This window comes from Pseudomonas sp. FSL R10-1339, assembly GCF_009600545.1.
Classification (GTDB): domain Bacteria; phylum Pseudomonadota; class Gammaproteobacteria; order Pseudomonadales; family Pseudomonadaceae; genus Aquipseudomonas; species Aquipseudomonas bubulae.
In genome coordinates this window covers 1-26,048 of sequence record NZ_WIVQ01000030.1, presented here as the reverse complement: position 1 = coordinate 26,048, position 26,048 = coordinate 1, and the positions used below count along the sequence as shown (strand labels likewise).

The 26,048-nt window shown below is 60.5% G+C and carries 27 protein-coding genes and 1 tRNA gene; 11 read left to right on the top strand and 17 right to left on the bottom strand.

Annotated features, from left to right (window positions below; translation table 11 throughout):
• Window positions 1–28: 28 nt before the first annotated feature.
• Window positions 29–1,144 carry a tRNA guanosine(34) transglycosylase Tgt gene (gene tgt / locus GHO03_RS11615; RefSeq protein ID WP_083369874.1) on the bottom strand — a complete coding sequence of 372 codons (1,116 nt, stop codon included), beginning with the start codon at window positions 1,142–1,144 and terminating at the stop codon, window positions 29–31.
• 11 nt (window positions 1,145–1,155) lie between these two features.
• Window positions 1,156–2,217: a tRNA preQ1(34) S-adenosylmethionine ribosyltransferase-isomerase QueA gene (gene queA / locus GHO03_RS11610; RefSeq protein WP_095025428.1), complete on the bottom strand. Its 1,062-nt coding sequence runs from the start codon at window positions 2,215–2,217 to the stop codon at window positions 1,156–1,158.
• Window positions 2,218–2,323: 106 nt separating this feature from the next.
• Here queA and GHO03_RS11605 point away from each other — a divergent pair.
• Window positions 2,324–2,408 (top strand) — tRNA-Leu (locus GHO03_RS11605).
• Window positions 2,409–2,555: 147 nt separating this feature from the next.
• Here the strand turns inward: GHO03_RS11605 and GHO03_RS11600 are convergent.
• Window positions 2,556–2,927, bottom strand: a complete 372-nt coding sequence (locus GHO03_RS11600) for a hypothetical protein (RefSeq protein ID WP_153399854.1) — start codon at window positions 2,925–2,927, stop codon at window positions 2,556–2,558.
• A gap of 145 nt (window positions 2,928–3,072) precedes the next feature.
• Here GHO03_RS11600 and GHO03_RS11595 point away from each other — a divergent pair, with 145 nt between their 5' ends.
• The gene (locus tag GHO03_RS11595) at window positions 3,073–3,402 is read left to right on the top strand and encodes a hypothetical protein (RefSeq protein ID WP_095024016.1); all 330 of its coding nucleotides are present in this window, start codon (window positions 3,073–3,075) and stop codon (window positions 3,400–3,402) included.
• On the opposite strand, the gene GHO03_RS11590 is transcribed toward GHO03_RS11595, so the two are convergent.
• The 3 genes from GHO03_RS11590 to GHO03_RS11580 all read right to left on the bottom strand — a co-directional run bounded on the left by GHO03_RS11590 (window position 3,403) and on the right by GHO03_RS11580 (window position 5,085).
• Entirely contained in the window at window positions 3,403–3,786 is a 384-nt protein-coding gene (locus tag GHO03_RS11590) for a cytochrome c family protein (RefSeq protein WP_095020368.1), read from the bottom strand.
• 91 nt (window positions 3,787–3,877) lie between these two features.
• On the bottom strand, window positions 3,878–4,438 hold the full coding sequence (locus tag GHO03_RS11585; RefSeq protein ID WP_095024018.1) for a DUF924 family protein: 561 nt from the start codon (window positions 4,436–4,438) through the stop codon (window positions 3,878–3,880).
• Between the two features lie 29 nt (window positions 4,439–4,467).
• Complete coding sequence (locus tag GHO03_RS11580) at window positions 4,468–5,085, bottom strand: LysE family translocator (RefSeq protein ID WP_016779589.1); 618 nt, start codon at window positions 5,083–5,085, stop codon at window positions 4,468–4,470.
• Between the two features lie 170 nt (window positions 5,086–5,255).
• Here GHO03_RS11580 and GHO03_RS11575 point away from each other — a divergent pair, with 170 nt between their 5' ends.
• Complete coding sequence (locus GHO03_RS11575; RefSeq protein ID WP_133144809.1) at window positions 5,256–5,708, top strand: Lrp/AsnC family transcriptional regulator; 453 nt, start codon at window positions 5,256–5,258, stop codon at window positions 5,706–5,708.
• 122 nt (window positions 5,709–5,830) lie between these two features.
• Here GHO03_RS11575 and GHO03_RS11570 read toward each other — a convergent pair whose 3' ends face one another.
• Entirely contained in the window at window positions 5,831–6,748 is a 918-nt protein-coding gene (locus GHO03_RS11570; protein WP_133144808.1) for a LysR family transcriptional regulator, read from the bottom strand.
• 117 nt (window positions 6,749–6,865) lie between these two features.
• Here GHO03_RS11570 and GHO03_RS11565 point away from each other — a divergent pair, with 117 nt between their 5' ends.
• Window positions 6,866–7,753: an SDR family oxidoreductase gene (locus GHO03_RS11565; protein WP_153399852.1), complete on the top strand. Its 888-nt coding sequence runs from the start codon at window positions 6,866–6,868 to the stop codon at window positions 7,751–7,753.
• Between the two features lie 87 nt (window positions 7,754–7,840).
• Here GHO03_RS11565 and uxuA read toward each other — a convergent pair whose 3' ends face one another.
• From uxuA to GHO03_RS11535, 6 genes are all read right to left on the bottom strand, one after another.
• A complete protein-coding gene (uxuA, locus tag GHO03_RS11560) occupies window positions 7,841–9,016 on the bottom strand; it encodes a mannonate dehydratase (RefSeq protein ID WP_095018325.1) in 1,176 nt (391 codons plus the stop codon).
• 17 nt (window positions 9,017–9,033) lie between these two features.
• Window positions 9,034–10,485 (bottom strand): mannitol dehydrogenase family protein, encoded by a 1,452-nt coding sequence (locus tag GHO03_RS11555; protein ID WP_153399850.1) that lies wholly within the window; start codon window positions 10,483–10,485, stop codon window positions 9,034–9,036.
• Window positions 10,486–10,496: 11 nt separating this feature from the next.
• Window positions 10,497–11,786, bottom strand: coding sequence for an MFS transporter (locus GHO03_RS11550; RefSeq protein WP_153399848.1), 1,290 nt, complete (start codon window positions 11,784–11,786; stop codon window positions 10,497–10,499).
• A 137-nt stretch (window positions 11,787–11,923) separates the two neighbouring features.
• A complete protein-coding gene (locus GHO03_RS11545) occupies window positions 11,924–12,952 on the bottom strand; it encodes a Zn-dependent oxidoreductase (protein ID WP_153399846.1) in 1,029 nt (342 codons plus the stop codon).
• A 76-nt stretch (window positions 12,953–13,028) separates the two neighbouring features.
• Window positions 13,029–14,240 carry a D-mannonate dehydratase ManD gene (gene manD / locus GHO03_RS11540; RefSeq protein WP_095001487.1) on the bottom strand — a complete coding sequence of 404 codons (1,212 nt, stop codon included), beginning with the start codon at window positions 14,238–14,240 and terminating at the stop codon, window positions 13,029–13,031.
• A gap of 4 nt (window positions 14,241–14,244) precedes the next feature.
• Entirely contained in the window at window positions 14,245–15,246 is a 1,002-nt protein-coding gene (locus GHO03_RS11535; RefSeq protein ID WP_133144803.1) for a sugar kinase, read from the bottom strand.
• Window positions 15,247–15,457: 211 nt separating this feature from the next.
• Between GHO03_RS11535 and kdgR the strand changes: the two genes are divergently transcribed.
• Entirely contained in the window at window positions 15,458–16,243 is a 786-nt protein-coding gene (gene kdgR / locus GHO03_RS11530; RefSeq protein WP_095018322.1) for a DNA-binding transcriptional regulator KdgR, read from the top strand.
• 152 nt (window positions 16,244–16,395) lie between these two features.
• Window positions 16,396–17,238 (top strand): hypothetical protein, encoded by an 843-nt coding sequence (locus tag GHO03_RS11525; protein ID WP_133144802.1) that lies wholly within the window; start codon window positions 16,396–16,398, stop codon window positions 17,236–17,238.
• Here GHO03_RS11525 and GHO03_RS11520 read toward each other — a convergent pair.
• Window positions 17,174–17,932, bottom strand: a complete 759-nt coding sequence (locus GHO03_RS11520) for an SDR family oxidoreductase (RefSeq protein WP_095024028.1) — start codon at window positions 17,930–17,932, stop codon at window positions 17,174–17,176. The two genes, GHO03_RS11525 and GHO03_RS11520, sit on opposite strands and share 65 nt — an antisense overlap.
• A 20-nt stretch (window positions 17,933–17,952) precedes the next feature.
• Window positions 17,953–18,690, bottom strand: coding sequence for a sulfite exporter TauE/SafE family protein (locus tag GHO03_RS11515; RefSeq protein WP_153399844.1), 738 nt, complete (start codon window positions 18,688–18,690; stop codon window positions 17,953–17,955).
• 191 nt (window positions 18,691–18,881) lie between these two features.
• Between GHO03_RS11515 and GHO03_RS11510 the strand changes: the two genes are divergently transcribed.
• Entirely contained in the window at window positions 18,882–20,192 is a 1,311-nt protein-coding gene (locus tag GHO03_RS11510; RefSeq protein WP_095020358.1) for an aminotransferase class III-fold pyridoxal phosphate-dependent enzyme, read from the top strand.
• 21 nt (window positions 20,193–20,213) lie between these two features.
• On the opposite strand, the gene GHO03_RS11505 is transcribed toward GHO03_RS11510, so the two are convergent.
• Complete coding sequence (locus GHO03_RS11505) at window positions 20,214–21,728, bottom strand: PLP-dependent aminotransferase family protein (RefSeq protein WP_133144801.1); 1,515 nt, start codon at window positions 21,726–21,728, stop codon at window positions 20,214–20,216.
• A 184-nt stretch (window positions 21,729–21,912) separates the two neighbouring features.
• Here GHO03_RS11505 and tauA point away from each other — a divergent pair, with 184 nt between their 5' ends.
• From tauA to GHO03_RS11490, 3 genes are read left to right on the top strand one after another with little or no spacing between them, the layout of a single operon-like run.
• The gene (gene tauA, locus GHO03_RS11500; protein ID WP_153399842.1) at window positions 21,913–22,911 is read left to right on the top strand and encodes a taurine ABC transporter substrate-binding protein; all 999 of its coding nucleotides are present in this window, start codon (window positions 21,913–21,915) and stop codon (window positions 22,909–22,911) included.
• A 43-nt stretch (window positions 22,912–22,954) separates the two neighbouring features.
• Window positions 22,955–23,791, top strand: a complete 837-nt coding sequence (locus tag GHO03_RS11495) for a taurine ABC transporter ATP-binding protein (RefSeq protein ID WP_095001501.1) — start codon at window positions 22,955–22,957, stop codon at window positions 23,789–23,791.
• Window positions 23,791–24,660, top strand: coding sequence for an ABC transporter permease subunit (locus tag GHO03_RS11490; RefSeq protein ID WP_095018315.1), 870 nt, complete (start codon window positions 23,791–23,793; stop codon window positions 24,658–24,660). Before GHO03_RS11495 ends, GHO03_RS11490 begins: the two co-directional genes overlap by 1 nt.
• 84 nt (window positions 24,661–24,744) lie before the next feature.
• Here the strand turns inward: GHO03_RS11490 and GHO03_RS11485 are convergent, their stop codons facing one another.
• Window positions 24,745–25,440, bottom strand: coding sequence for a CerR family C-terminal domain-containing protein (locus GHO03_RS11485; protein WP_095001503.1), 696 nt, complete (start codon window positions 25,438–25,440; stop codon window positions 24,745–24,747).
• A gap of 107 nt (window positions 25,441–25,547) precedes the next feature.
• Between GHO03_RS11485 and GHO03_RS11480 the strand changes: the two genes are divergently transcribed.
• Window positions 25,548–26,048, top strand: a 501-nt coding sequence (locus GHO03_RS11480; protein WP_153399840.1) for an HlyD family secretion protein, incomplete at its 3' end; no start/stop codon positions are given.

Below are 26,048 nucleotides of genomic sequence, written 5' to 3'. Positions count from 1 at the left end.
GCAATGTTGTTTCTTAAAGGTCCGGAACTCAGTCCAAGGGCGGCACAGGCAGCCCGCGCTTGGCATAGAAGGCGTCGACAAAGGTGGCCAATGTACCCTGTTGAATAGCCTCGCGCAAACCAGCCATGAGCACCTGATAGTGGCGCAAATTATGGATGGTATTGAGCATGCTACCCAGCATTTCGCCGCACTTGTCCAGGTGATGCAGATAAGCGCGGGAGAAGTTCTGGCAGGTGTAGCAATCGCAGGTCGGATCCAGCGGCGAATCATCATGGCGATGGAACGCGTTGCGGATCTTGATGACACCCGTGTCGATAAACAGATGCCCATTGCGGGCATTGCGGGTTGGCATCACGCAATCGAACATGTCCACACCGCGGCGCACACCCTCAACGAGATCTTCCGGCTTGCCAACCCCCATAAGGTAACGAGGTTTGTCAGCAGGCATCATCGCCGGCAGGTAATCCAGCACCTTGATCATTTCGTGCTTGGGCTCGCCGACCGACAAACCGCCGATGGCCAGGCCGTCGAAGCCGATCTTGTTCAGGCCTTCGAGCGAGCGCTCGCGCAGGTTCTGGTGCATGCCGCCCTGAACGATACCGAACAGTGCCGCCGTGTTGTCGCCATGGGCATTCTTGGAGCGCTGCGCCCAGCGCAACGACAGCTCCATGGAGACACGGGCAGTGTCTTCATCGGCCGGGTACGGGGTGCATTCGTCGAAAATCATCACCACGTCAGAGCCCAGATCGCGCTGGACCTGCATCGACTCTTCGGGGCCCATGAACACCTTGGCACCATCTACCGGCGAAGCGAAGGTCACGCCTTCTTCCTTGATCTTGCGCATGGCGCCCAGGCTGAACACCTGGAAACCGCCGGAGTCGGTCAGGATCGGGCCCTGCCACTTCATGAAATCGTGCAGGTCGCCGTGTTTTTTGATGACTTCAGTGCCTGGGCGCAGCCACAGGTGGAAGGTATTGCCCAAAATCATCTGCGCGCCGATCGCTTCGATATCGCGGGGCAGCATGCCCTTGACCGTACCGTAAGTACCGACCGGCATGAACGCTGGGGTTTCAACCACACCACGGGGGAAGGTCAAACGACCGCGACGAGCCTTGCCATCAGTGGCCAGCAGCTCGAAGGACATACGACAGTTGCTCATGCTTGATCCTCTGGGGCCGGGGCTGGAGCCGTCGGCGCAGGATTGCGGGTGATGAACATTGCATCACCGTAACTAAAGAAGCGGTACCCATGTTCAACCGCAGCCTTGTAGGCCGCCATGGTTTCGGGATAACCGGCGAATGCCGAAACCAGCATCAGCAGCGTGGATTCCGGCAGATGGAAATTGGTCACCAGCGCGTCGACCACATGAAAGGGTCGACCGGGGAAGATAAAGATATCGGTATCGCCACTGAACGGCTTGAGCACGCCATCGCGCGCGGCACTTTCCAGCGAACGCACGCTGGTGGTACCCACGGCGATCACCCGCCCGCCACGGGCACGGCATGCGGCCACGGCATCGACCACATCCTGGCCCACTTCGAGCCATTCGGTGTGCATATGGTGATCTTCAAGACGCTCGACCCGCACCGGCTGGAATGTACCCGCGCCCACGTGCAAGGTCACGAATGCCGTCTCGACGCCTTTGGCGGCGATGGCCTGCATCAGCGGCTCATCAAAGTGCAGCCCTGCCGTTGGCGCCGCGACGGCACCCAGGCGCTGGGCGTAGACCGTTTGATAGCGCTCGCGGTCCGAACCTTCGTCCGGGCGGTCGATATAGGGTGGCAATGGCATATGCCCGACACGGTCCAGCAGCGGCAATACCTCTTCGGCAAAGCCCAGCTCGAACAGCGCATCGTGACGCGCCAGCATCTCGGCTTCGCCACCGCCATCAATCAGGATCTTCGACCCGGGTTTTGGCGACTTGCTGGAACGCACATGGGCCAGCACGCGGTGGCTGTCGAGCACCCGCTCAACCAGAATTTCCAGCTTGCCGCCCGAGGCCTTCTGGCCAAACAGACGGGCCGGAATCACCCGGGTATTGTTAAACACCATCAAATCGCCCGGACGCAAATGTTCAAGCAAATCAGTGAATTGACGATGTGCCAGTACGCCGCTCTCCCCGTCCAGGGTCAGCAGGCGACTGTTGCGGCGCTCCGCCAAAGGATGGCGTGCGATGAGCGAATCAGGGAGTTCGAAAGTAAAGTCAGCAACGCGCATGATAGGTTTCGTCTAGCAGGGCCGGGGAGTTTAACGGACTTGGCAAAAATAGACCAATAAGTTGTTGACCGACCTAAACCTCATCTCTATACTTCGCCGCCATTGAGCCCTGATGGCGGAATTGGTAGACGCGGCGGATTCAAAATCCGTTTTCGAAAGAAGTGGGAGTTCGATTCTCCCTCGGGGCACCAAACATAGATTCAAGGTGCCGCTCAATGCACCCTGGATATACAGAGAAACCGGCCACCGCGCCGGTTTTTTTGTGCCTGCGATTTGTCCCGCCCGGGCTGACCTGCTTGCCCTCAGCCCGTACCCCCATCACCCACAGGTTATGGCGCTCAAGATTGCGGAACGCGCTCGATATAGGATTTGAAGCACTGCCCCTTCACCTTGTTGCTGAACTTTTCTGCAGCAGCCCATTTTTTTTCTTCTGTATCTTCTATCGAGTATGCCTGGGCATCGCGCACAAATAGCACGCGCATCTTCCTGGTGATGTCTGAAGGCTCATGGTAGGCATCGTAGACATAATCTACGGGCCTGCCCTCCTGTCGACTCAACATGATTGAGGCCGCATCAAGTGCCCAGCCGTCGCAATAAGACACTTCGCCGTTACTGAACTGGATAACGCCGTCCTTCATGGTCCAGGCCCCGGCTCCGCCCGCTGCGAGCAAGCCCATTGCAGCTACCAGGGCTGACGCTGTCTTGCGCATGTTCATCTTCCTTCCCTGAAAAAACCGGAGGGTATCACCGCATCAACCTAAATGCTGAAAGCCTCTTGTGCTGCCCCTTGGCCTTTTTTTTCGCCAGCAGAAAAGCGATGATCGCCGCCCGGCATCAACGTAGAGGATCTTGTCGATGGAATTGCCACTGGAATCAGTCGCCCTTTATGCACTCAAGCTGGCGTACGAGTCCGAAGGTTCGAGCCCGATTTTGCGCGACGACCCGGCCATGAGCGACTATCAACGCGATGTCTTTGCCTTTGACCTGCGCAAGGGCGATATCGACGCCATCCAGGATAAAATCGAGCGCTGTGTCGCACTGGCGCTGGACGCCCTGGGCGGCGCGCAAACGGTCATGGGCCGCGAACTGCAAAAGCTGGCCGCCGGTTTCAGCAATGCGCAGACCCCGGAGCAAATGCACCCGGCGCTGCTGACGCTCAAGGACTACCTCAAGGACGTGCAGTAATCACTGCCCCTGGACGGACTCGATATAGGCCAGCAGATTGTCGATCTTCTCTTGATCGCTGATGCCCCAAAAGATCATCCGCGTGCCGCTCACCACTTTTTTCGGTGCTTCTATATAGGCCGCCAGTTTTTCCCGCGTCCATACAACACCTGAGTTTTTCATGGCGTCGGAATACTGGTAGCCCTCGCTGGTGCCGGCCAGCCGTCCGATCACACCATTGAGTTGCGGACCAAAACCATTGCGGGCGTTTTCGCCGATGCTGTGGCAGCCGCCACAGGTTTTGGTGAACAGCCTGCCCCCCGCTTCGGCATCCCCTGCAGCTATCGCGCCGTGACTCAACAGCGCGGCACAAAGGCTAAGGATCAACAAGGCTGGGTACTTCATCGGTCACTCCATCAGGTAAGGGTGTTCAGGCTCAGGCGGCAATTATGCCTGCCCGCCAGCGGTTACACCTTGCTGGTGGTCAAGACAGGGCTTACCCGGCAAACCCGCCTTCATCCAGAAACGTACGTTCCTCCACGGTGGTATCGCGCCCCAGGACATGATTGCGATGGGGGAAACGCCCAAAACGCTGGATGATCACGGCGTGTTCTTCAGCCCAGACGCTGGCTTGCGGCCCAAGACTGTGGTGCAGTTGCAGGGACAGCTGTTGGTCGGCACTGTCTTCGGAATGCTCGAACGGCAAATAACAGAACACTCGCAAGTCGGCCTCGAACGCCTTGTCCATACCGCCATTGATCATCTCCCGGGCATAAAAGCGCGCCAGCGAGTCGGTGGCAAACATATGTGCGGTTCCACGAAAGGCATTGCGCGGGTACTGGTCCAGCAGCAACAGCAACGCCAGGGCGCCTTCAGGTTGCGCCAGCCAGTGCTCCAACTTGCGACTGGCCGCCAGGAAATGAGCGCTGTAGAAAGTGTCGCGAAACAAGGTATCGAAGGCTTCATCCTTGGCAAACCAGTGCCTGGGGCCAGCCTGTTTCCAGAACTCGATTACCGCCTGCGGTGTTATTTGCTGATCCTTCCCGGTCGCTGCCACAGTTTATTCCTCAGGTTGTTGGCCAAGCCTCAACTGTAGGCCTGCTCCGCCAGCAGCACCACCGCAATCAGGATCATTATCGCCCCCGATACCCGGCTGACATTCTTTGCAGCACCTGGCCGGGTGCGCAACACGGCGTGGGCACTGAAACCCACCGCCAGATACACCAGCGCGCAGCTGACTGCATGCAGCCCGCCCAGGGCAATGATCTGTGTCGGTATCGACCAGTTCGACAGCGGGTCGGTGAACTGCGGCAAAAGCGCCAGAAACAACAGCAGCACCTTGGGATTGAGGCCGCTGACACACAACCCCTTCCACGCCCAGCGCGACCATGAATCAGACGCCTGCCCCTGCCCGGACTGGGGGGTTGCGGGGTCCCTGAGCATGCACACACCCAGCCAGAGCAAATACAGCGCCCCCGCAACCGTCAGCACGCTGAGGATCATCGGATTGCGCGCCACCAGCCCGCCCACGCCTGCCGCCACAATCACCGTAGCCAGCAAATGCCCCGAGAGCATACCCGCCACCGCTGGCGTCACCAGCCGCCCGCGCATGCCCGCGGAAATCGCATAGGCCCAGTCTGCGCCGGGGGTGATGATAAACAAGAACGATACCGCCCAAAACGCGGCCAGGACGCTGAGTGTCACGGGACATTTCCTTTCTACGCTGGAACTTTGATGATGAGAGTTGGGCCACAAGACCCGCGCCGCTGCTCTCAGGGAAGGTCTCAGCGGGCAAAAGAAGAATAAGCAAATGCCGCCAGGATTATCTTTCGTTTATCCTAAGCAACAGTCATAAACGGGAAAGGTTCTTCCATATGGATCGCATTGACAGGAATATTCTTGCGCAGCTGCAAGCTGATGGCCGACTTTCCCTCACCGAACTCGCAGAACGGGTGGGTTTGAGTCTCTCACCCTGCCATCGGCGCGTACGGGCGCTGGAAGACTCGGGGGTGATCCTTGGTTATCGCGCCCTGCTGGCGCCGAGTGAGCTGGGACTTAACTTTTCCGCCATGGTGTTTGTCACCCTGCGCGAAGTGACCCGTCAGGCGATTGCCGATTTTGAAGCGGCAGTGATCGAGACCTCGCAGATCGTCGACGCACAAAGGCTGTTTGGTGACCCGGACTACCTGCTGCATGTGGTCGCCGCCGACCTGCCGGCCTTCCAGCAGCTCTACGATGAGCGCCTGACCTCACTGCCCAACGTGCAACGCCTGACGTCCACGCTGGTAATGAAGCGGGTTATTCAGGACCGGATGCTGCCGTTGTGAGGCGGCATAAAAACATGTGGGGGCTGGCTTGCCTGCGATGCAGACGATGCGCTGTCACTGTAAAACCGCAGTGATCCAATCGCGAGCAAGCCCGCTCCCACAGGACGAGTGCAACCCGCCAATTAATCCGCCAACGGCATCAGCCCGACGGTCAGGGCATCAAGCAAAGCACTGACCTTGGGCAGGGCCTTGCGGCTTTTTGGCCACACCAGGTTGATCGCCAGCCCCTCGCTCGCCAGATGCGGCAGCACCTGCACCAGTGAACCATCAGCCAGATGCTGCTTGATCAGCCAGGTAGGCAGTTGGGCGATGCCGCATCCCGCCAGCACCGTCATCACTTGCCCTTCACCATCTCCTACGATGTACCTGGCGGGCATCACCCGGCGCTCTATCTCTCCGGGGCGGCTGCCTGCGAAGTTCCAGGGGCTGACCGTGCCGTCGGCCCGCCCATAGGCCACACACTGGTGATGCGCCAGATCGCGGTCGGTCACAGGCGTGCCGTGAATGTTCAGATAAGCCGGCGCAGCACAGAACACATGCCGCTCGCGCCCCAGAAAGCGATGCTCCAGCGCCGCTGGCCAGATATCCGCCCCACCGACCCGCACGACAATATCCACGCCCTCTTCGACCGGGTCGATAAAGCGGTCGGAGAACGAAATATGCGGCAGCAGCAGTGCGTGTTTTTGCACAAACTGCAAAATCACCGGCAACGCCTGCAAACGCCCGAAGGCCGCCGGCAAGTCAATGCGGATCCTGCCCTGCGGCTCGGCATTGTCGGCCTGCATGGCCAGCTCGGCCTCCTCCAGTTCGGCCAGAACCCCGGTACAGGTCCGGTAAAAAGCCGCTCCGCCATCGGTCAATGCCAAGCGCCGCGTGGTGCGCTGGAACAAGCGCACCCCAAGCCTGCCTTCCAGCCGGGCGATGCCCTTGCTGATCGCCGAGGCCGTCAGGTTCAAACGCTCGGCAGCAGCCCTGAAGCTGCCCGAGTCGGCGACACAGACAAATACATCGATACCTTTCAGGCGCTCGGAAGCAAACATGCACGCCCCTCATTAGTGAATTCAGTTCATCTTATTAGATAAAAGGCATCCTAAATACGCCAGCAATTCCCCAGTAAGCTTTTACACCACGAACTTACTCAAGCATCAGGCGTATTTATGACTTCGCACAAACCCACCGTTTTAATCACCGGCGCCACCGGCCAGATCGGCGGCGACACCCTGCGCAACCTGCTGGCTGACAAGACCATTACCCTGGTCGCGGCCGTGCGCTCCCACGCCAAGGCCCAGCCATTTACTGCACAGGGCATTCGCACCGTGATCATGGATTTCGACCAGGAACACACCCTGGCCCCGGCGCTGGAGGGTATCGACCGCGCCCTGCTGATCACCGGCTACACCGTGGACATGCTGCGCCAGAGCAAGGCATTCATCGACCAGGCGAAAAAATCCGGCGTGCAGCATTTGGTGCATCTGGGCGCCTGCGGGCGGGACGACACCACCATCGGCCACTGGGCCTGGCACCAGTTTGTAGAACGTTATATCGAGTGGTCCGGTTTCTCGTTTACCCATTTGCGTCCCGAGTGCTTTATGCAAAACCTGCTCAGCTACGATGGCACCCGCGCAGTCATCAACGGAGTGATCGAGCAGTACACCGGTGATACGCGGTTCAGCTGGGTTGACGGCGAAGATGTGGCCCGGGTGGCCGCACAAGCTTTGTTGCACCCGCAAAAGCATGCAGGTCAGACCTATCGACTGGGCTACGACGTACAGTCCTATGGCGATATCGCCGCGATCATGACCCGCCTGCTGGGCCAGCCATTTCGTTATGACGCACAGTCACCGGACGTATTTGTGCAGAACATGCGCGCGGCAGGTGCAGAAATGGCTTATATGACCTGCGTACAGGACAACTTCACGCGCATGGCCGCCGGGCAAATTCCCGGGGTTGAAGAAACCTTCGACAACTTCAGCCAGATCACCGGGCGCCAGCCGGTGCGCTGGGAAGACTTTGTGCAAAAGCACCGCAAGATGTTTGCCTATTGATTCAACCCTGTCGCCGCTGCCACAGGCTGCGATGGGGCGCGCAGCCAGCGGCAGTGGCTACAGGTCAGCTGTGCAAGGCAAACGGTGTCACGCCAGTTGCTGGCGCATCGCCATTTCCACCCCGCGAATCTCGGCCAGGCCCTTGAGGCGACCGATCAGCGAATAACCCGGGTTGCTCTTGCGGTGCTGGTCATCGAGCAACTGATGACCGTGATCCGGGCGCAGCGGCAAGCGCGGGCCGCCCTCACGTTCACGGCGCAGATCCTCGGCCACCAGCGCACCGATCACCCCGACCATGTCCACATCACCTCCCAGGTGATGGGCTTCGTGGAAGCTGCGCGGATCGGCCTCGCGGCGGGTCGAGCGCAGGTGGGTGAAGTAGATGAAGGGCGCAAACTGTTTGGCCATCGCCACCAGATCATTGTCTTCACGCACGCCATAAGACCCGGTGCAAAAAGTCAGGCCATTGGCCGGGCTTGGCGCGGCATCCAGCAACCATTGCGCATCTGCGGCAGTCGACAGGATACGCGGCAGGCCCAGCAACGCCCGCGGCGGATCGTCCGGGTGGATGGCCATGCGCACACCCACTTCCTCTGCGACCGGAATCACTTCACGCAAGAAATGCCCCAGGTGCTCACGCAACTTCGCCTCGTCGATCTCGGCGTAGGTGCGCAGCAAGGCGCGGAAATCTTCCAGGCTGTAGTGCTCTTCTGCGCCAGGCAGACCGGCAATCAGCGTGTTGACCAGGCTGGTATTCTGCTCAGGGGTCAGCTTTTCAAAGTAGGCCCTGGCTTGCGCGATATCCTCGGCACTGTACTCGGCCTGCGCCTCCGGGCGCTGGAGGATAAACAGGTCAAATGCGGCAAAGGCGGTCTGGTCAAAACGCAGGGCCCAGCCACCGTCATCCATCTCCCAGGCCAGGTCGGTGCGGGTCCAGTCCAGCACCGGCATAAAGTTGTAGCAGACGATATCGATGCCGCAACTCGCCAGATTGCGCACGCTTTGCTGATAGTTGGCGATGTACTCGTCACGGCGACCACAGCCGCGCTTGATGTCTTCGTGCACCGGGATGCTTTCCACCACCGACCAGGTCAGGCCAGCGTCTTCGATCATCTGCTTGCGTGCCGCAATCGCTGCCACCGGCCATACCTGGCCATTGGGGATGTCGTGCAAGGCAGTGACAATCCCGGTGGCTCCGGTCTGGCGCACATCTGCCAGTGAAATCGGATCCTGGGGGCCAAACCAGCGCCAAGTCTGTTCCATGTCTATCTCCCTTCTTGTTAGTTATGTGCTGCAAAAGTTTTTAGCTGAGCCGTCATACCGGCCTGCTCAATGGCGCTGTAAGCGCGCTGCACCGCATCGCGAAAGGCCGGCCGCGCCGACAGCGCGAGCGGGAATACCTGCTCCAGATCGAGAAAGGCATCGACGCGCTGTGCCCCGTCAAGGCTGCCCGCCAGATCGGCAAACGTGGCGCTTAGCGGGTCATCGACCACATGGGCTTCACGGCCCGGCAAAGGCCGGGTGCAGTAGTGAATCCAGGCTGCAACCCCCAGCGCGATACAGTCAACGTCGCGCCCCGCTTCAAGCAGTGCCTGTGCACCCTGGAGCCAGCGCTGCGGCAGTTTTTGCGAACCATCCATGGCGATCTGGCGCAACCGGTGTTGCAGGCTGTCATTGGCAAACCGCGCGCACAGGTCACGGCCATAACTCGTTACGTCGATCTGCGCCGGCATATCCAGCGTCGGTGCGGCCTCTTGGGCCATATAGCGCTGGATAAACAACAGCAAATCAGGATCGCTGATGGCCTCGAATACCGTCTCGTGGCCCGCCAGCAAACCGATATAGGCCAGCAGCGAATGGCTGCCGTTGAGCATGCGCAGCTTCATGGTCTCGAACGGCCGTACATCCGCGACCATCTGCACGCCGTCCAGCTCCCAGTCCGGGCGCCCCTGGGGGAAGTGATCCTCGATCACCCACTGGCTGAAGCTTTCACACACCACTGCCGCGGGGTCCTGGCAGCCAAGCTGCTGCAGGTCGCTGAACGCTTGCGCATCCATGGCCGGAACAATGCGGTCGACCATACAACCGGGGAATGCCACGTGCTGCCCGATCCAAAGCGCCAGCTCACTGCCTTTAACCGCCAACCCCATGACCGCCTGACGGGTGCGCTGGCCGTTGTCCGGCATGTTGTCGCAGCACAGTACGGTAAAGGCCGGGATACCCGCCTGGAACCGGCGGCGCAGGGCCTCCAGCACAATCCCCGGTGCCGTACGTGGTGCTTGCGGGTGGGCAAGATCGTGGATAACACCCGGGTCTTGCAGGCGTAACTGGCCAGTGGCCGGGCTCAGGCAATAACCTTTTTCGGTAACCGTCAGGGTCACAATCCGTGTCTGCGGATCGGCCATGCGCTGCAACAGCTGCTCCAGTTCCGCGCCGCCATCACCGGCGTACAGGGCCTCACGCAATACCGTGACCTCGCGCAACGTCACCTGCTCGCGGTCACGATACTCGGCCACCGAGTAACGGCATTGCTGCTCGCGCAACTGCTCTACCAGGGTCCGGTTGGAACGCAGGTTGGCGCTGCACAAGCCCCACGGACCCTCACCGTGACGGTTGTGATGGCGTTGCAGATAGACCGCCTGGTGAGCACGATGAAACGCCCCCAGGCCCAGATGCACGATCCCGATTTCAGCTGCTGCGGCCACTGCGGGTACTGGTTGAATCACAGGCATCGACAGGCTCCTCAAGGATGGCTCAGGGCGGCAGCCGGCAAGACGCTGCCTGCTGGTGGTACGGCTTCATCGATCACCGGCAGTGGTTTGACATAGCGCGCTACACATACTGCACCGATGATGGTCAGCACACCGGCCAACAGGAAGGCGCTGGTGAACGAACCGGTGAACTGCACCAGGAAGCCGGTCAGGGTCGGACCGATAATGCCCGAGGTGTTGGCCAGAAAATGCATGAAGCCACTGACTCCGCCGACGCGGGCAGCAGGTACCGTGTCCTGGATGATTGCCCAGTAAATGGCACCGGTGAGGTACAGAAAGAACACCGCCAGGGCCACCAGAATCACGGCCGGGTACAGGGTGGTGACGAGCCCGGCAAGGCCGATGCACACGGCACAGGCCAGCAGACAGGTCACCAGTACCACTTTGCGTGAAAACATCATCCGCCCGGTTTTCTTGAACACGAAGTCGGAAATGAAACCGCCCAGTGCCAAACCGAGGAAGCCCAGCAACCATGGAATGACCGTGGCGATACTCATCTCTTTAACGTTGAGGCCGTGGGCCATCGTCAGGTAGCTGGGGAACCAGGTCAGAAAGAAGAACAGTGTGTAGTTGTACGAAAAGAACGCCAGCGAGGTGAACAGCACGGTCGGCTGCTTGAGGTAGTAACGCAGCGGGTGCACCGGCTGCGCCGCCATCTCGCTCTGGCCTTCGCCTTGCGCAATCTCTTCGGCAACCTTGCCGGTGGGCTTGTCATTGACGAATTTGTACCAGACCGCCGCCCACACCAGGCCAATCAGCATGATGATGAACGACACCTTCCAGCCGTAGCTGATGGCGATAAAGCCCACTACCGGTCCGGAAATAGCCCCACCCAACGGGGTGCCGGACATGGAGGAACCCAGCGCCCGTGCCCGTTGCTTGGGGGTGTACCAGTTGTTGACCATCTTGCTGGTGGTCACGCTCAACGGGCCTTCACCCATGCCGAACAGGATGCGGATAAACACCAGCGACATAAAGCCGACGGTCAATACCGTCAGACCGCTGAACAACGACCACAGCACCATGGCCAGCAGCAGTGTGGTTTTCGCCCCGTAGCGGTCAGCAGCCCAGCCGCCGATAAAGTTGAATGCCGCATAGCCGACGAAAAAACTGCTGAAAATCATGCCCATCTCACCCGTGGTCAGACCGTAGTCTTTCTGGATGAAGGGGGCGGCCACAGACAATGCCGAGCGATCCAGGTAGTTAATAACGCCTGCCAGGAACAGCATGATGATGACTAAGGTACGACCTTGACCAAACATTGGAACCTCCCGCTTGTTTTTGTATTCGGTGAGGGTGCCCGCTGGGGGCACGTGTATCGGTTGAATCCTTGACGCCGAAAGCCGTAACGCCTGACCTGTAGCCGCCGGAAGCGCAGCGCGGCTGCGCTTCTGAACGGCTACAGGGCGCTGTTGAGTTGCACCAGCACCTTGCGGGTCTGCTCGGGGTGGTTTTCGATCAGGGCAATCGCTTCCGGCATTTCATCGAACTGGATGCGGTGGCTGATCATTTCCTGAACCTGCAACTTGCCGCTGGCAATCAGTTCAATCACCCGCGCGAACTTGCGGTTGTTGAGCCGCGATCCCACCAGGGTCAGTTCTTTCTTGATCATTTCCAGCTGCACCAGATCGGTGGGCGTGGTGCTGAAACCCAGCAGGCCGATACGGCCGGCCGGTGAGGCAATACGCACCATTTGCGGCATCAGCGCCGGGATGCAGGCAGCATCGACAATCAGTGGCACGCCTTCGCCATGGGTCAACTCGCGCATCGTCGCCTCGACATCCACCTCCTTGCCGTTGAGGGTGCGGCTGGCGCCCAGGGCGCGGGCGGTTTGCAGGCGCTCGTCAATCACGTCAGTCACGGTAATGTCGGTCAGCCCCAATGCCCGGGCCATTTGCACCAGGGTCAGGCCGATCACCCCGGCGCCGTAGATCAGCAGGCTGTCGCCGGGGTGCGGCTGCATGCGATCCAGCACGTTAAGGGCAATGGAGTACGGTTCCACCAGCGCGGCATGGCTCAGCGACATAGTGTCCGGCAGGCGATAAACATTGCTCGCAGGCACGCAGACTTGCTCACTGAAACCACCGTCACGGTGCACACCGATCACTTGCAGTTGGGTGCACACATTGGGCCGATTGATGCGGCACGGGTAGCAGGTACCGCAGCTGATCACCGGGTCGATGCACACACGGTCGCCGACCTTGATCTGCGCAACGTCTGCACCCACTTCGCTGACCACTCCGGAAAACTCATGGCCGGTAATCCGAGGGAAGCGCACAAAGGGGTTTTGCCCGTGAATGATGTGCAGGTCCGAACCGCAGATTCCGGCATAGGCGACGTCGACCCTGACTTCACTGCGAGACAGTTGCGGGACATCGACCTGGGCCAGGCCGAATTCAAAGGGAGCTCTTACTTGAAACGCTTTCATCGGGTAACTCCTGCCAGGACATGACGCCCCGTTTTTTATAGTTATTAAACAGTCGAGCAATCAGCTTTAAGCGGTATTACCAGTGCCAGAGCGTGCCATCTTCCAGGCGGTTGACCGGCAGGCTGGCGCGCTTGTAGGGGTACCTGGCAGCCAGTTCTTCGTTGATGTCGACGCCATGGCCCGGGGTTTCACCCGGGGTGAAATGGCCGTCCTCAAAGCGATAGGCATGGGGGAAGACGTCATCAGTCAGCGGGTCGTGGGGCATGTGCTCCTGAATGCCGAAGTTGGGCACCCAGGTATCGAAATGCAGCGCCGCGCCCATGGTCACCGGCGACAGGTCGGTGGCGCCATGAAAGCCGGTGCGCACCTGGTACAACGCGGCAAAGTCGGCGATCCGCCGTACATGGGTAATACCGCCCGCGTGAACCAGGGTGGCGCGGATATAGTCGATCAGTTGTTCCTGAATCAGCTCGCGGCAGTCGTGAATAGAGTTGAACACTTCACCCACCGCCAGCGGGGTTGTGGTGTGCTGGCGGATAAGTCGAAATGCCTCCTGGTTTTCTGCCGGGGTGCAGTCTTCCAGCCAGAACAGGTTGAAAGGCTCCACAGCCTTGCCCAGGCGCCCCGCTTCGATCGGTGTCAGGCGGTGGTGAACGTCATGCAGGATGTGCAGGTCATCGCCAAAGCGCTCGCGCACGGCGGCAAACAGCTTGGGTACATGATTGAGGTACTTGGCGGTGTCCCAGACATGCTCTGCTGGCAGGTCGCTGTCGGCCGGTTCATAGCGTTCGCCACTGCGCTTGGCCACGCCATAGGTGGTGGCAATGCCCGGAATGCCGCATTGCACACGTACCGCCTTGTAGCCCAGTTCCACATGACGGGCCACTTCGGCCAGGCAGCCTTCGATGTCCTTGCCCGTGGCATGCCCGTACACCATTACCCGCTCGCGGCTTTTGCCGCCGAGCAGCTGGTACAGGGGCATGTTGGCTGCCTTGGCCTTGATGTCCCACAGTGCCACGTCAACGGCGGCAATGGCGGTCATGGTCACAGGGCCACGACGCCAGTAGGCACCGCGGTAAAGGTACTGCCAGATGTCTTCGATACGTCGCGCATCACGTCCGATCAACGCGGGCAGCACGTGTTCTTCGAGGTAGGCGACAACCGCCATTTCGCGGCCGTTCAAAGTCGCATCGCCAATGCCGTAGACCCCCTCGTCAGTGACGATTTTCAGGGTGATCAGGTTGCGACCCGGACAGGTGACAATCACGCGTGCTTCAACAATTTTCATCGGTTCAGGCCTCGGCGACAGAAGAAAATACAGGCATGTTCAGGCTTGGCATGGCCGCTGCGGGAATCAGCGCGCCGGGATGCTGCACCACTTCTGCGGCCAGCGTGTGCCCCCAGCGCGCAGCCTGTTGCGGCTCACCGCCTTGCAAGCGGCAGGCAAGGTACGCAGCACTGAAAGAGTCACCTGCCGCCGTGGTATCGACGATCTGCCGCACCTGTTCGGCGGGCACCTCGAAACGCCCGATCGGGCACTGGATAAGGCACGAAGCCGGGCCACGCTTGAGAGCCACTTCGCCCACACCAAACCGGGCATAGGCGCCAAACAGGGCTTCGGGATCGGCATAGCCGAACAACGCAGCATCGTCTTCCCAGGTGATCAGCGCCAGATCGGTCAGGCGCAGCATGTCGCTGTACGCCTTGCGTGCAGAAGACGCATCTGGCCACAGGTGTGGGCGGTAGTTGTTGTCAAAGACAATGCGCGTGCCGCTCTGGCGCGCTTGGCCCAGGGCCTGCATCAGGCGCTCGCGGCCGCCGGCGGTGAGGATCGCCAGGCTGATGCCGCTCAGGTACACATAGTCGTAGTCGGCCAGGGCGCGCAGTACGTCATCGGCTTCTGGTCCGTCGAAAACCCGTCGGGCGGCGGCTTCTCCGCGCCAGTAGGCAAAGCGGCGCTCACCCTGGTCATCGGTCTGGATGAAATACAAACCGGGCAGCGCGTCCTTGATCACTCGCACATGCTGATCGCCGACACCCTCATCACGCCAGAGCTGGCGCATGGCAACGCTGAAAGCGTCTGCGCCGATGGCGGTTACATAGTCGGCAACAATACCGTTGCCAGCCCCCAGACGTGACAGATAGACCGCTGCATTGAGCGTATCGCCGCCAAAGGTCTGGCTGAAAAGCGCTCCTGGCAGACCGCGCATCTCAATCATGCACTCGCCCACCAGAGCGACTCGTCGGGGGTGGGGCAAATCGGCCTGTGGGCAATGCCCGAGGGTTACCGTCATCACTTCGCGCCTTGTTTTTATGGGTCGCTTGGCGTCGATACAGGCACGGGTCGTGTCCTTGCATCGAGCTGATTATTATTTTCGGAACGGCGTTTCATTTCATTGCTTGAGGGCGAGTTTAATCAAAATCCCCGCACCGTCAAGAAAAATGAAACAGCGTTTCGTTTCCCTACGGTATATCCTTGTTTTTTTCATTTGCGTTGGAGCCTTCATGGACAACAGCACCACCCAGAACAATGAACTGGTCTCTGCAGTCGGCCGCACCATGGCCGTGCTTGAAGCGCTGGCCGAGCACCCGGAAGAGAGTGGCGTGTCCGAAATCGCGCAAAAACTGGATATGTCAAAAAGCACGGTCTATCGCTTTTTGCAGTCGCTCAAGGCCCGTGGTTATGTGGTTCAGGATGCTGAAGACCGCTACCGCCTGAGCGTGCGGTTGTTCGAACTGGGTGCCCAGGCCCTGCCCCATCTGGATATCGTGCGCGAAGCCGAGCCGGGGATGCGCCGGATCAACGAACTGACCGGGGAAACCGTGCACCTGGGCATCCTCGACGAAGGCAGCATCGTCTACGTGCACAAGATCGACTCCAAATACAACCTGCGCATGTATTCGCGTATCGGCCGTCGGGCGCCGCTGTACTGCACCGGCATCGGAAAGGTGCTGATGGCCTGGCTGAAAGAGGATGAGTTGCTGGCACATTTGCGCGAAGAGAGCTTCGAGCGGCGTACCGCCAACACCCTCACCAGCATCGACGAATACCTGCAGGAACTGGCTGTGGTACGCCAGCAGGGTTATGGCGAAGACCATGAAGAATTTGAAGACAACATGCGTTGTTTATCAGCCCCCATCCGCGACCGTTTCGGCCATGTGATTGGCGGCATGAGCGTATCCTTCCCGTGCTTTCGCTTTCGTGAGGAACTGAAACAGGACTACGTCAAACAACTGATGGAAGCCTCGCAGCAGGTTTCAAGTCAGTTGGGCTGGCATCCGCAAGGGTAAAGTAGGGGGCTGTTGCGCTGTGTGGTAAAGCGCAGCCCCTGCGCTAACGCGAATACAACCCAACTGCAATAAACACCTTGAATGCGATAAACTGCCCGCCGTTTAAAAAACGGCAAGGACTCCACCGGCTAGCCTCTCGCACAAGGATCGTCATGTTCAAACCCTCTTTCCCCCTCGCCCTGACAGCGGTGCTGCTTGCAGGTTGCCAGTCAGCGACCATTGACCCCGATAGCCCGCCCAAGCTCACCCAAGCCCAGGAAAAGGAGCAGGCGGTACAACGCGGTGTGTATGAAAAACTGATCAGCAGTGTGCTCGCCCGTGAGGGCGACCTGGCTAATACCCAAGGGCGCGATGGCAGTTTCAATCTGATGCTGACCCTCGATGACAAGAACCGCATCATTGGCTGCGGCACTCAACCCAACAAGAAAGTGGATGCCAGGGTTTACCCCTACAATCGCAAGCTGGCCCTGGACCTGCGGTCTATCTGCTGGACAGCGGTGTTCCCCGAGCTGCCCTCGTCACTGATCGACCCCAAGAGCAAGACGGCAAGGGTCGTGGCGCCAATTCTGGTGTATCCATTGGTTGGGCTTTCCCCCGAGACCCGGGCACGGCGCGATGCGGCCTTGCAGGACAAGGCGCAAAACGACTTTTTGTTCAAGCAACTGCTCGCGCCGATGCCCATCGACAGCATTGGTGTCGCCACGCTGATGATGATGACTGACAGCACCGGCCAGGTGCGCGAATGTGCCGCCAGCCTTGATCCGCACGCCATGCGCCCTTCTGAGTTCAGGCATGACGATGGGTTACTTGCAGGACTGGTTCAGCGCTGCAAGCAACTGGACTTGAGCGCCATGCCGGGCTTTGTGCCCAACACCCAGGGCATGAGCAGCGCGTTTTATCGCGTCGAGTACACGCCCTGGAAAGCCGGGCTCAAGCCCGCTCAATCGCAAAGTTGTTCCACGACTGGCTCACAGGCATCAACTCAAGGCTGTTGATATTGATGTGCGCCGGCTGGTTGAGAATCCAGAAAATCGTTTCGGCTATGTCCGCTGGCTGAATCGCCTGGGCGCCGGCGTAGACCGAATCATATTTGGCCTTGTCCCCGGCAAAGCGCACCAGCGAAAACTCGCTCTCGCACAGGCCAGGTTCAAGGTTGGTGACGCGCACGCCGGTACCCTGCAGGTCACAGCGCAGGTTCAATGAGAACTGCCGCACAAAGGCTTTGCTCGCGCCATACACATGACTGCCAGGGTACGGCCAGTTACCGGCAATAGACCCCAGATTGACGATGCCTGCCCCGGCACCGTGAGCGATCAACCGTGGCAGCAGCAAGCGCGTGCTGTACAGCAGGCCCTTGATATTGGTGTCGACCATGGTCTCCCAGTCATCCAGCGAGCACTCGGGGGCTGGCGCGGTGCCCAAGGCCAGCCCGGCATTATTGATCAGCCCGCGTAACCTGCTGAATTCCGCAGGCAGATGTTCAATGGCCTGCTCCATCGCGACACGGTCACGCACGTCCACCACCAGCGGCAAGATTCTGGCTTGCGCACACAGCTCGTCAGCCAGTGCATGCAGGCGCTCGGCCCGGCGACCGGTAAGCACCAGCGACCAGCCTGCGGCAGCAAAACGACGGGCACAGGCTTCGCCAAAACCGGACGTGGCACCGGTAATAAAAACAGTCGGCATCATAGACAGCTCCTTGGGATCGATCAGGACCACGACCGGCCCAGCAGACCAACGCCTGCCAGCACCAGCAATAGCCATTGGGTAAAACGGGCGGCCTGTTCGGCCTGGATACGCGCGAACAATTGTTGCCCCAGCCACAGCCCCAGCAGCAGCGCAGGCAGCATCAGCAATGCCTGCCGGCCTGTGCCGGGGGGGATGGCCAAAACCACCGCCAGCCCGGCCAGCGCCGCAAGATCGACGGCAAAAAAGAACATGATCAGCGTCGCTCGCAACGCCCGGGCCCGCAACCCGCAGTGGCTGAGCCACGCCACTACCAGCGGCCCGCCAATACTGAATGCGGCGATCAACGCCCCGCTGCTGCCCCCCACCAGCCAGGCACCGGCGCGACCCTCGCCCATCGGCAGGCGAATACGCGCCAGACCCAGAATCGCCAGTAGCCCCACCAACAGGTAGACCCCCACTGTCAGCCCACCGCTGTCGATACCCGTCAGCAACCAGATACCGCACGGCACTCCACACGCGGCCGCCAGCAGCAGGCGTTTGAGCAGCGGGTAATGCGCCTCGCGCCAGGCACTGCGCAACAGCATCACGCTGGACCCCACTTCCAAAAACAGCACCAGCGGCACCGCCTGTTGCAGCGACCCGAGCATCGCCAGCCCAACCACGGCAATGGCCGCAAAACCAAACCCCGTGAGCCCGCGCACCACAGCCGCCACCAGTACGCACAGCGCACTCAGGGCCCAACTTGCTTCAGGGTTCATACGCTGCTCCAGGGTGCTCAATGGCGCCACTGTAGTCAGCCGCGCGCCCCGGGGCTTAGATCCAGTCGGGGCTTTCGATGGGGCCAGAACTGGCCCTATCGAAAACCCCATCTGGATCTAAGGATTGCCCCCGGCCGTGACTAGTCTGCGAGCAACTGGCCGCACCGGACCGACCCTCAGGAGTGACATGCATGGCGACGAATCTGAACCACCAATGGATGCCTTTTACCGACAACCGTGAGTTTCACCGCGCACCGCAGTTGTTCGTCCGCGCCGAGGGCGTTCGTTACTGGAATGCCGAGGGCCGCGAACTGCTCGATGGCAGCTCCGGGTTGTTTTGCAGCGCTGCCGGCCATGGCCGTACCGAGATCGCCGAGGCGGTGTGCAAGCAATTGCTGAACCTGGATTTCACCCCGCACTTTCAACGGGCTTCGCCGTTGTCTTTCGAGCTGGCGGAACGCTTGAGCGACTTGTTGCCTGCTGGCCTGAACAAACTGTTTTTCACCAACTCCGGCTCCGAGTCGGTGGACAGCGCGATGAAAATTGCCCTGGCCTATCACCGTGCCCGCGGCGAAGCCCAGCGCACCCGGTTTGTGTCCCGCGAGTGGGCTTATCACGGCGTCAACTTTGGCGGCGTGGCCCTGTCGGGGATGATGCGCAACCGCCAGGCCTTCGCCACCGGCGGCCTGCCCCACGTCAGCCATATGCGTCACACCTGGCAAGAGGACCAGCGCTTTCAGTTGGGCGAACCGCAGCAGGGCGCCGACTTGGCCAGCGACCTGGAGCGGATCATCGCCATGCATGGCGGCGACAGCATTGCTGCCTGCTTTGTGGAGCCGATTGCCGGTTCCATCGGCGTGTATGTGCCGCCTGTGGGCTACCTCAAGCGCCTGCGCGACATCTGTGACAAACATGGGATTTTGCTGGTGTTCGATGAAGTCATCACAGGTTTTGGCCGCACCGGCCAGGCGTTTGCAGCACAGAGCTTTGAGGTGAAGCCGGACCTCATCACCCTGGCCAAGGCCCTGACCAATGGCGCAATCCCGATGGGTGCCGTGGCGGTGGACGAGGCGGTTTACGACACAGTGATCAATGCCAGCAAAGGTGGCGGCCCGGAACTGTTCCACGGTTATACCTACTCCGGGCACCCGGTGGCCTGTGCGGCAGCGCTAGCTTCGCTGGATATTTACCGGGATGAGGATTTGTTTGCCAAGGGCGCGCAACTGGCGCCGTATTTTCTGGAGTGCCTGAGCGGGTTGCAAGGCCTGCCACAAGTCAGCGACTTGCGCGGTTATGGGTTGCTCAGCGGAATACAGCTGACGCCGGGGGATGCGCCGGGAGCCAAAGGTGCGCGGGTGCAGAGGGCGCTGTATGACGCCGGGCTGCATGTTAAAACGACCGGGGATGCGATCATCTTTGCCCCGGCGCTGGTGACTGGGCGGGCGGATTTGGATGCGATGTTTGAAGTGTTGAGAGAGACGTTGGGGCGGGAGATTTTGTAAGGCTAAAGCAAGTCCCTCACCCTAGCCCTCTCCCTCTGGGAGAGGGCTGGGGTGAGGGGCTTTCAGCTCGCGCCACGCTTCACCCAGCGCCGCAATCCCCGGCTCGATCAGATCTTCGGCAATCGCCCCGAAGCCCAGCCGAAAGCAGTTGAGCGGGCGCGGCTCGCTCAAATAATGAATATCCCCCGGCTCAATCAACACACCACGCCTGGCCACCAGCCGCTGCAACACCCAGGCATCCACATCCGGCGGGCAACTGACCCACAGCGACGAGCCCCCCGCCATGCCGCTGGCATTGAGTTGCGGCAAATGCTCGGCCATGGCCCGGCTGATCACCCGCCACTTGCGCGCCAGCCGATCGCGCAACCGCCGGGCATGGGCATCGTAATGGCCCATCGATAAAAACAGCGCCAACGTACGCTGGTTGTTCGACGGCGGATGCCGGTAGATGTAACGGCGCAGCGCCCGCAGTTCATGGATCAGCTCGGCATCCGCGGCAATAAATCCCAACCGTACCCCCGGCAGCAGGCTTTTGGTCAAGCTGCCCAGATAGATCACCCGTCCGCTGTCATCAAAACTCTTCAAAGCCGGATGGTTGCTGCCCAAAAAATTCTGTTCGTTTTCGTAATCGTCCTCAATGATCAACAAGTCATTTTCACGGGCACTGGCCATCAGCTCCAGGCGTCGGTACAGCGGCATGGTCACGCCAGTGGGCGACTGATGGCTGGGCGTGCAAAACACCATCTCGCAGTCGGCCAGTTGCTCATTGACCACCAGCCCCTGGCGATCAATGCGCAGCGGTTTCAACGCGCAGCCACTCAGGCTGAAAATATTGCGCGCGTCCACATAGCCCGGATCCTCCAGCCCCATCACCAGCCCCGGGCGGCCCAGCAGCCGGGCGAGCATATACAGCGAATTCTGCGTGCCGATGGTGATCATCACTTCCTGCGTCGACACGCTGATCCCGCGTTTGGGCAACACACGCTGGACGATCTGTTCGACCAACAACGGATCGTCGAGCATCACTTGATCATCGACCCAACTGCGCATATGTGCGCCGGTGCTGGCGATGCGCGAACAGTCGCGCCAGCGGGCAGCGGTTTGCTCATCCGCCTCGACCTGACCATAGACGAACGGGTAGCGATACTCACGCCAGTTGCGCGGCTTGACAATGGCCCGCAACTGCGACGAACTGCTTTGCAGGCGCGCCTCCCAGTCCGGTGCATGGTCGGGGCGCTCGAAGATTTTTTGCGTGGCGGGTTTGAGGCTGACATTGAGCTGCTGGCGCAGGTACTTCTCGTTGATAAAGAAACCGCGCCGGTCCGATGGGATCAGATAACCATCCTGCACCAACTGCTCATACACCAGCACCACAGTATTACGCGACACGTTGAGCAGCTCACATAGCTTGCGCGATGACGGCATCGGCTCACCGGGCGGCATGGCACCGTCCAGAATCGCGCTGAGCAAGCTCTCGCGCAGTTGCTCCTGTAAGCCCCGGCCAGCTTCGAAGGGTCGAAAATAACGCTCCAACATGGTTCAAGCTCCTGGCCCGGCGCCCCGTCATGGCGCACCCAATGCGCTACAACCCTTGCCACACAAGGCCTGCAACGACCTCTGGCACCACAGCTTGCAGCAACTGGATCTAAAGCAAGCGCCGAGCCAGCGCCTAAGATCGGGCTGACAAAAACACAGACATCCCCCAGCCCGGAGTCTCACCATGCTCAAGCCCCTGAACAAATGGATCCGTCGCACCGTCTTGTTGCCCCTTACCGCTCTGAGCCTGGTAGCCACTGCCCACGCTCAGACCGTGACCATCGGCGTGCAAAGCATGTTTGCGCCCTGGAAAGACGCCATCGCGCAAAAGCAGTTCGAGCAAGCCACCGGCTGGGATATCCAGTGGCGCAACTTCGACAGCGGCGGCGACGTGATGATGGCCATGGCCTCGGGCGATGTGCAGATCGGGGTCGCCGGCAGCAGCCCGATTGCCGCCGCCGTGAGCCGCGGTGTGGATGCGCAATTGTTCTGGATTCTGGACAACATTGCCGATGCCGAGGCGCTGGTGGTACGCAATGGCAGCGGTATCGTCGCGCCACAGGACCTGGCCGGCAAAACCCTCGCCGTACCCTTTGTCTCCACCACCCACTTTCACGCGTTGTTTGCCCTTGAGCAGTTCGGCCTGACCGGCAAGGTCAAGGTTATCAACCTGCAACCTTCGGATATCCCCGCAGCCTGGGAGCGCGGTGATATCGACGCGGCGTTTATCTGGGATCCGGCCCTGGGCCGTCTCAAGCAAAGCGGCCATGTGCTGTTGACTTCGGGCCAACTGACCGACTGGGGCAAAGCCACCTTCGACGGCCTGGTGGTAGATAAACAATTCGCTGCCGCCAACGCCCCCGGCATGCAGGCGTTCACCCAGGTGCTGCAAGACAGCACCGCGGGTTACGTCAAGGCGCCAAAATCCTGGACCGCCGACTCGTCGCAGGTCATCAACGTGGCCAAGCAGTCCGGGGCCAAACCTGAAGAAGTACCACCGGTGCTGGCGCTGTACCAGTTCCCGCTGGCCAGCGAACAGGCCGGCCCGACGTGGCTGGGCGGTGGCGCTGCCAAGGCACTGGCCGCCACCGCCGAGTTCTTGAAAGCTCAAAAGAAAATCCCGGCCTTGCTGCCTGACTACAGCGCGGCGATCAACCCGACGTTTGTGCAAAACGCCCAATAACCCGCTCCCACAGGGCATCAAGTTAATTGACGAGGAACACGCCATGCCCCTCAGCCTAAAAATTCATGATGTGTCGGTGCTCTACCCCGGGCAGCAAAAGGGTCAGCCGGTAAGGGCTCTGTCCGGGGTCAATCTGGACATTGCCGCCGGTGATTTTGTCGTCGCCCTGGGTGCTTCAGGGTGCGGCAAGACCACACTGCTCAACCTGATGGCCGGGTTTATCCAGCCCAGCAGCGGGGTAATTACCCTGGGCGACTATCACGGCCAGGTGCCCGAGCGCATCGACGGCGCCGAGCTGCGTGACCAGGTCACCGGCCCCGGCGCAGAACGCGGTGTGGTGTTCCAGAAACATGCGCTGCTGCCGTGGCTGAATGTGATCGACAACGTGGCCTTCGGTCTCAAGTTGCGCGGTATCCCCAAGGTCGAACGCGAAGAACGTGCCCTGCATTTTTTGCAGTTGACCGGGTTGGCGGAGTTTCGCGATCACGCCACTTATCAGCTGTCGGGCGGCATGCAGCAACGTGTCGGGATTGCCCGCGCACTGACCAATGACCCGAAGATGCTGCTGCTCGACGAGCCCCTCGGCGCACTGGACGCCCTGACCCGCGAACGCTTGCAGGAACTGATCCTGGAGATCTGGCAGCGCACGCAAAAGATGATGTTTTTTATCACCCATGACGTTGAAGAAGCGCTGTTTATGGCCACCCGACTGATCATCATGTCGCCACGCCCGGGGCGTATCACCCACGAGTTTTCGGTGGATTTCGGCCAGCGCTTTCTGAAGTGCCGCGACGCTCGCGCCGTAAAATCCAGTCCCGATTTCATCGCCCTGCGCGAGCAGATCCTGAGCATCATCCACGGTGACGAGGAGGCAGCGTAATGAGCCTTTTGGACGAAAAACAACGCAATGCCGTGCTGCGCACCCTCCATGAACTGCGCCGCGCCGCGCCGGCAAAGCCGGGCGAGCAATATGGCGCACCGGGCAACGGCTCCAGTATGGGGCTGAGCCTGGGCACGATTTGTGTCGTGTTCGCCTTGTGGTTTTTCGCCACCAATGGCGGTTGGATCAAGCCGCTGTTTTTGCCCTCGCCCCAGGCGGTATGGACGCAGATCGTGGATGTCAGCCGCGACGGATTTGCCGATGCCAGCTTGTGGACACATATCGGCTGGAGTGCCCTGCGGGTGTTTGGCGCGTTTGCGCTGGCGGTGCTGACGGCAATCCCGGTGGGTATTTTGATGGGCGTCAATCGGGTGGCCCGAGGCGTGTTCGACCCGCTGGTGGAGTTTTACCGCCCGCTGCCGCCGCTGGCCTATCTGCCGTTGGTGGTGATCTGGATGGGTATCGGTGAAGGCTCAAAAATCCTTCTGATCTACCTGGCGATGTTTGCCCCGCTGGCACTCAGTGCCCGGGCCGGGGTCAAGTCGGTGGCCATTGAGCAGATCCACGCGGCCTATTCGATGGGCGCCAGCCGCGGGCAAGTGCTCAGGCAGGTGATCATGCCGGCAGCCCTGCCGGAAATTCTGACCGGCATGCGCATCGCCATCGGCTTTGGCTGGACCACCCTGGTGGCCGCCGAAATGGTCGCGGCCACGGCCGGGCTGGGCTTTATGGTGCTGACGGCGTCCAAGTTCATGGCCACTGATGTGGTGATCATGGGCATTCTGGTGATCGGAGCGCTGGCCCTGCTGTTCGATCTGGGCATGCGCTGGCTGGAGCGCAAACTGGTGCCTTGGAAGGGCCGGGGATAAATGAAAACCCGTAGCCGGCCCAGTGGGAGCGAGCCTGCTCGCGAAGGGCGTTCGCGAGCAGGCTCGCTCCCACAGTCGCAGGTCTTAGCGCACCAACCCGCGCAACAGGGTCACGGTCTGCTCGCGCACAATGCCCATCAGCATGGCGTAACGCTCGGCCGTCAGTGTGTCCCAGCCCAGTGACTTCAGCGAGCTGGTGCGGGTCAGGTGAAACGGCAGTAACTGCCCGGTCAGGGTCATGGAGCGCAGGATGCATTCTTCATCACTGGCATCCGGGCCCATCAGCCGCGAAATGATTCCGCTGGTCACGCCGATAATGCGCTGGCCTATACGCTGGCTGATCATTTCTTCACCGGCGCTGGGGCCCAGCCCCGCCTGCTCCCGCGCATAGAACTTGCGCCAGCTGTTGGTCCGGTTGGACACCAGCATGAATTCGGCAATCTTGCTCTGGATGGCGCAGAAGGTGTCGATCAGCTGTTCGGTGTCCGGCCGCGTGCCCAGCAGCGCCTGGGCCGCTTCGATGGTCGGCGCCAGGTAATCCCAGATCCGCTCCACCATGTACTCGGTGCAGGCGCTATACACCCCTTCCTTGTTCTTGAAGTAGTAATTGAGCGCCGGTGCATTAACCCCCGCCAATTCGGCGATATCGCGGGTCGAAGCGCCCTCGTAGCCACGCTCGCCAAACAGGTTGAGGGCCGCTTCGATAATCCGCGCACTGGTTTCATCCCCACACGTATAGCCGCCTTCGCTGGCAGGTCGGCGCCGGTGAATCGTGGTCATGGGCTTCTCCTTGATCGATGAAGACGGGAGTGTGCCTGAATTTATATCGATTGACATAATTTTACCGATCGTAATAATTGTTACAACCGATAACAATTGAGAGCACCATGACCGCACATCAGGCCCTAGACCCATCGATCAAGATCAGGCCCAAACGCCAGCCTGGTAAAACCCTGGCGCTGGGGGCTCTCGGCCTGGGCGCGCTGCTGGGTGCTGCCATATGGGGTGCACACTGGTGGAATGTGGGGCGTTTTATCGAAAGCACCAACGACGCCTACCTGCAGGCCGACAGCCTGAGCGTAGCCGCCAAGATCGCAGGTACGGTGAGCGAGGTGTATGTCAGCGACAACCAGACCGTCAGCGTCGGCCAGCCGCTGGTGCGCCTCGATGTGCGGACTTATCAGGCGGCGCGGGAAAAATCCGAAGCGGCCATTCGCGCAGCCGAGGCCGATATTGCCCGGGGCGAAGCCGAGCTTGAGCAGCACGGCGCGTCCATTGCCCAGGTGCAGGCGCAGCTGGAAGGTGAAAGCGCCAACGAGCAGTACGCCGCCGCACAGGTCAAACGCTACGCGCCCCTGGCCGAAAGTGGCGCCGAGACGCAGGAGCGC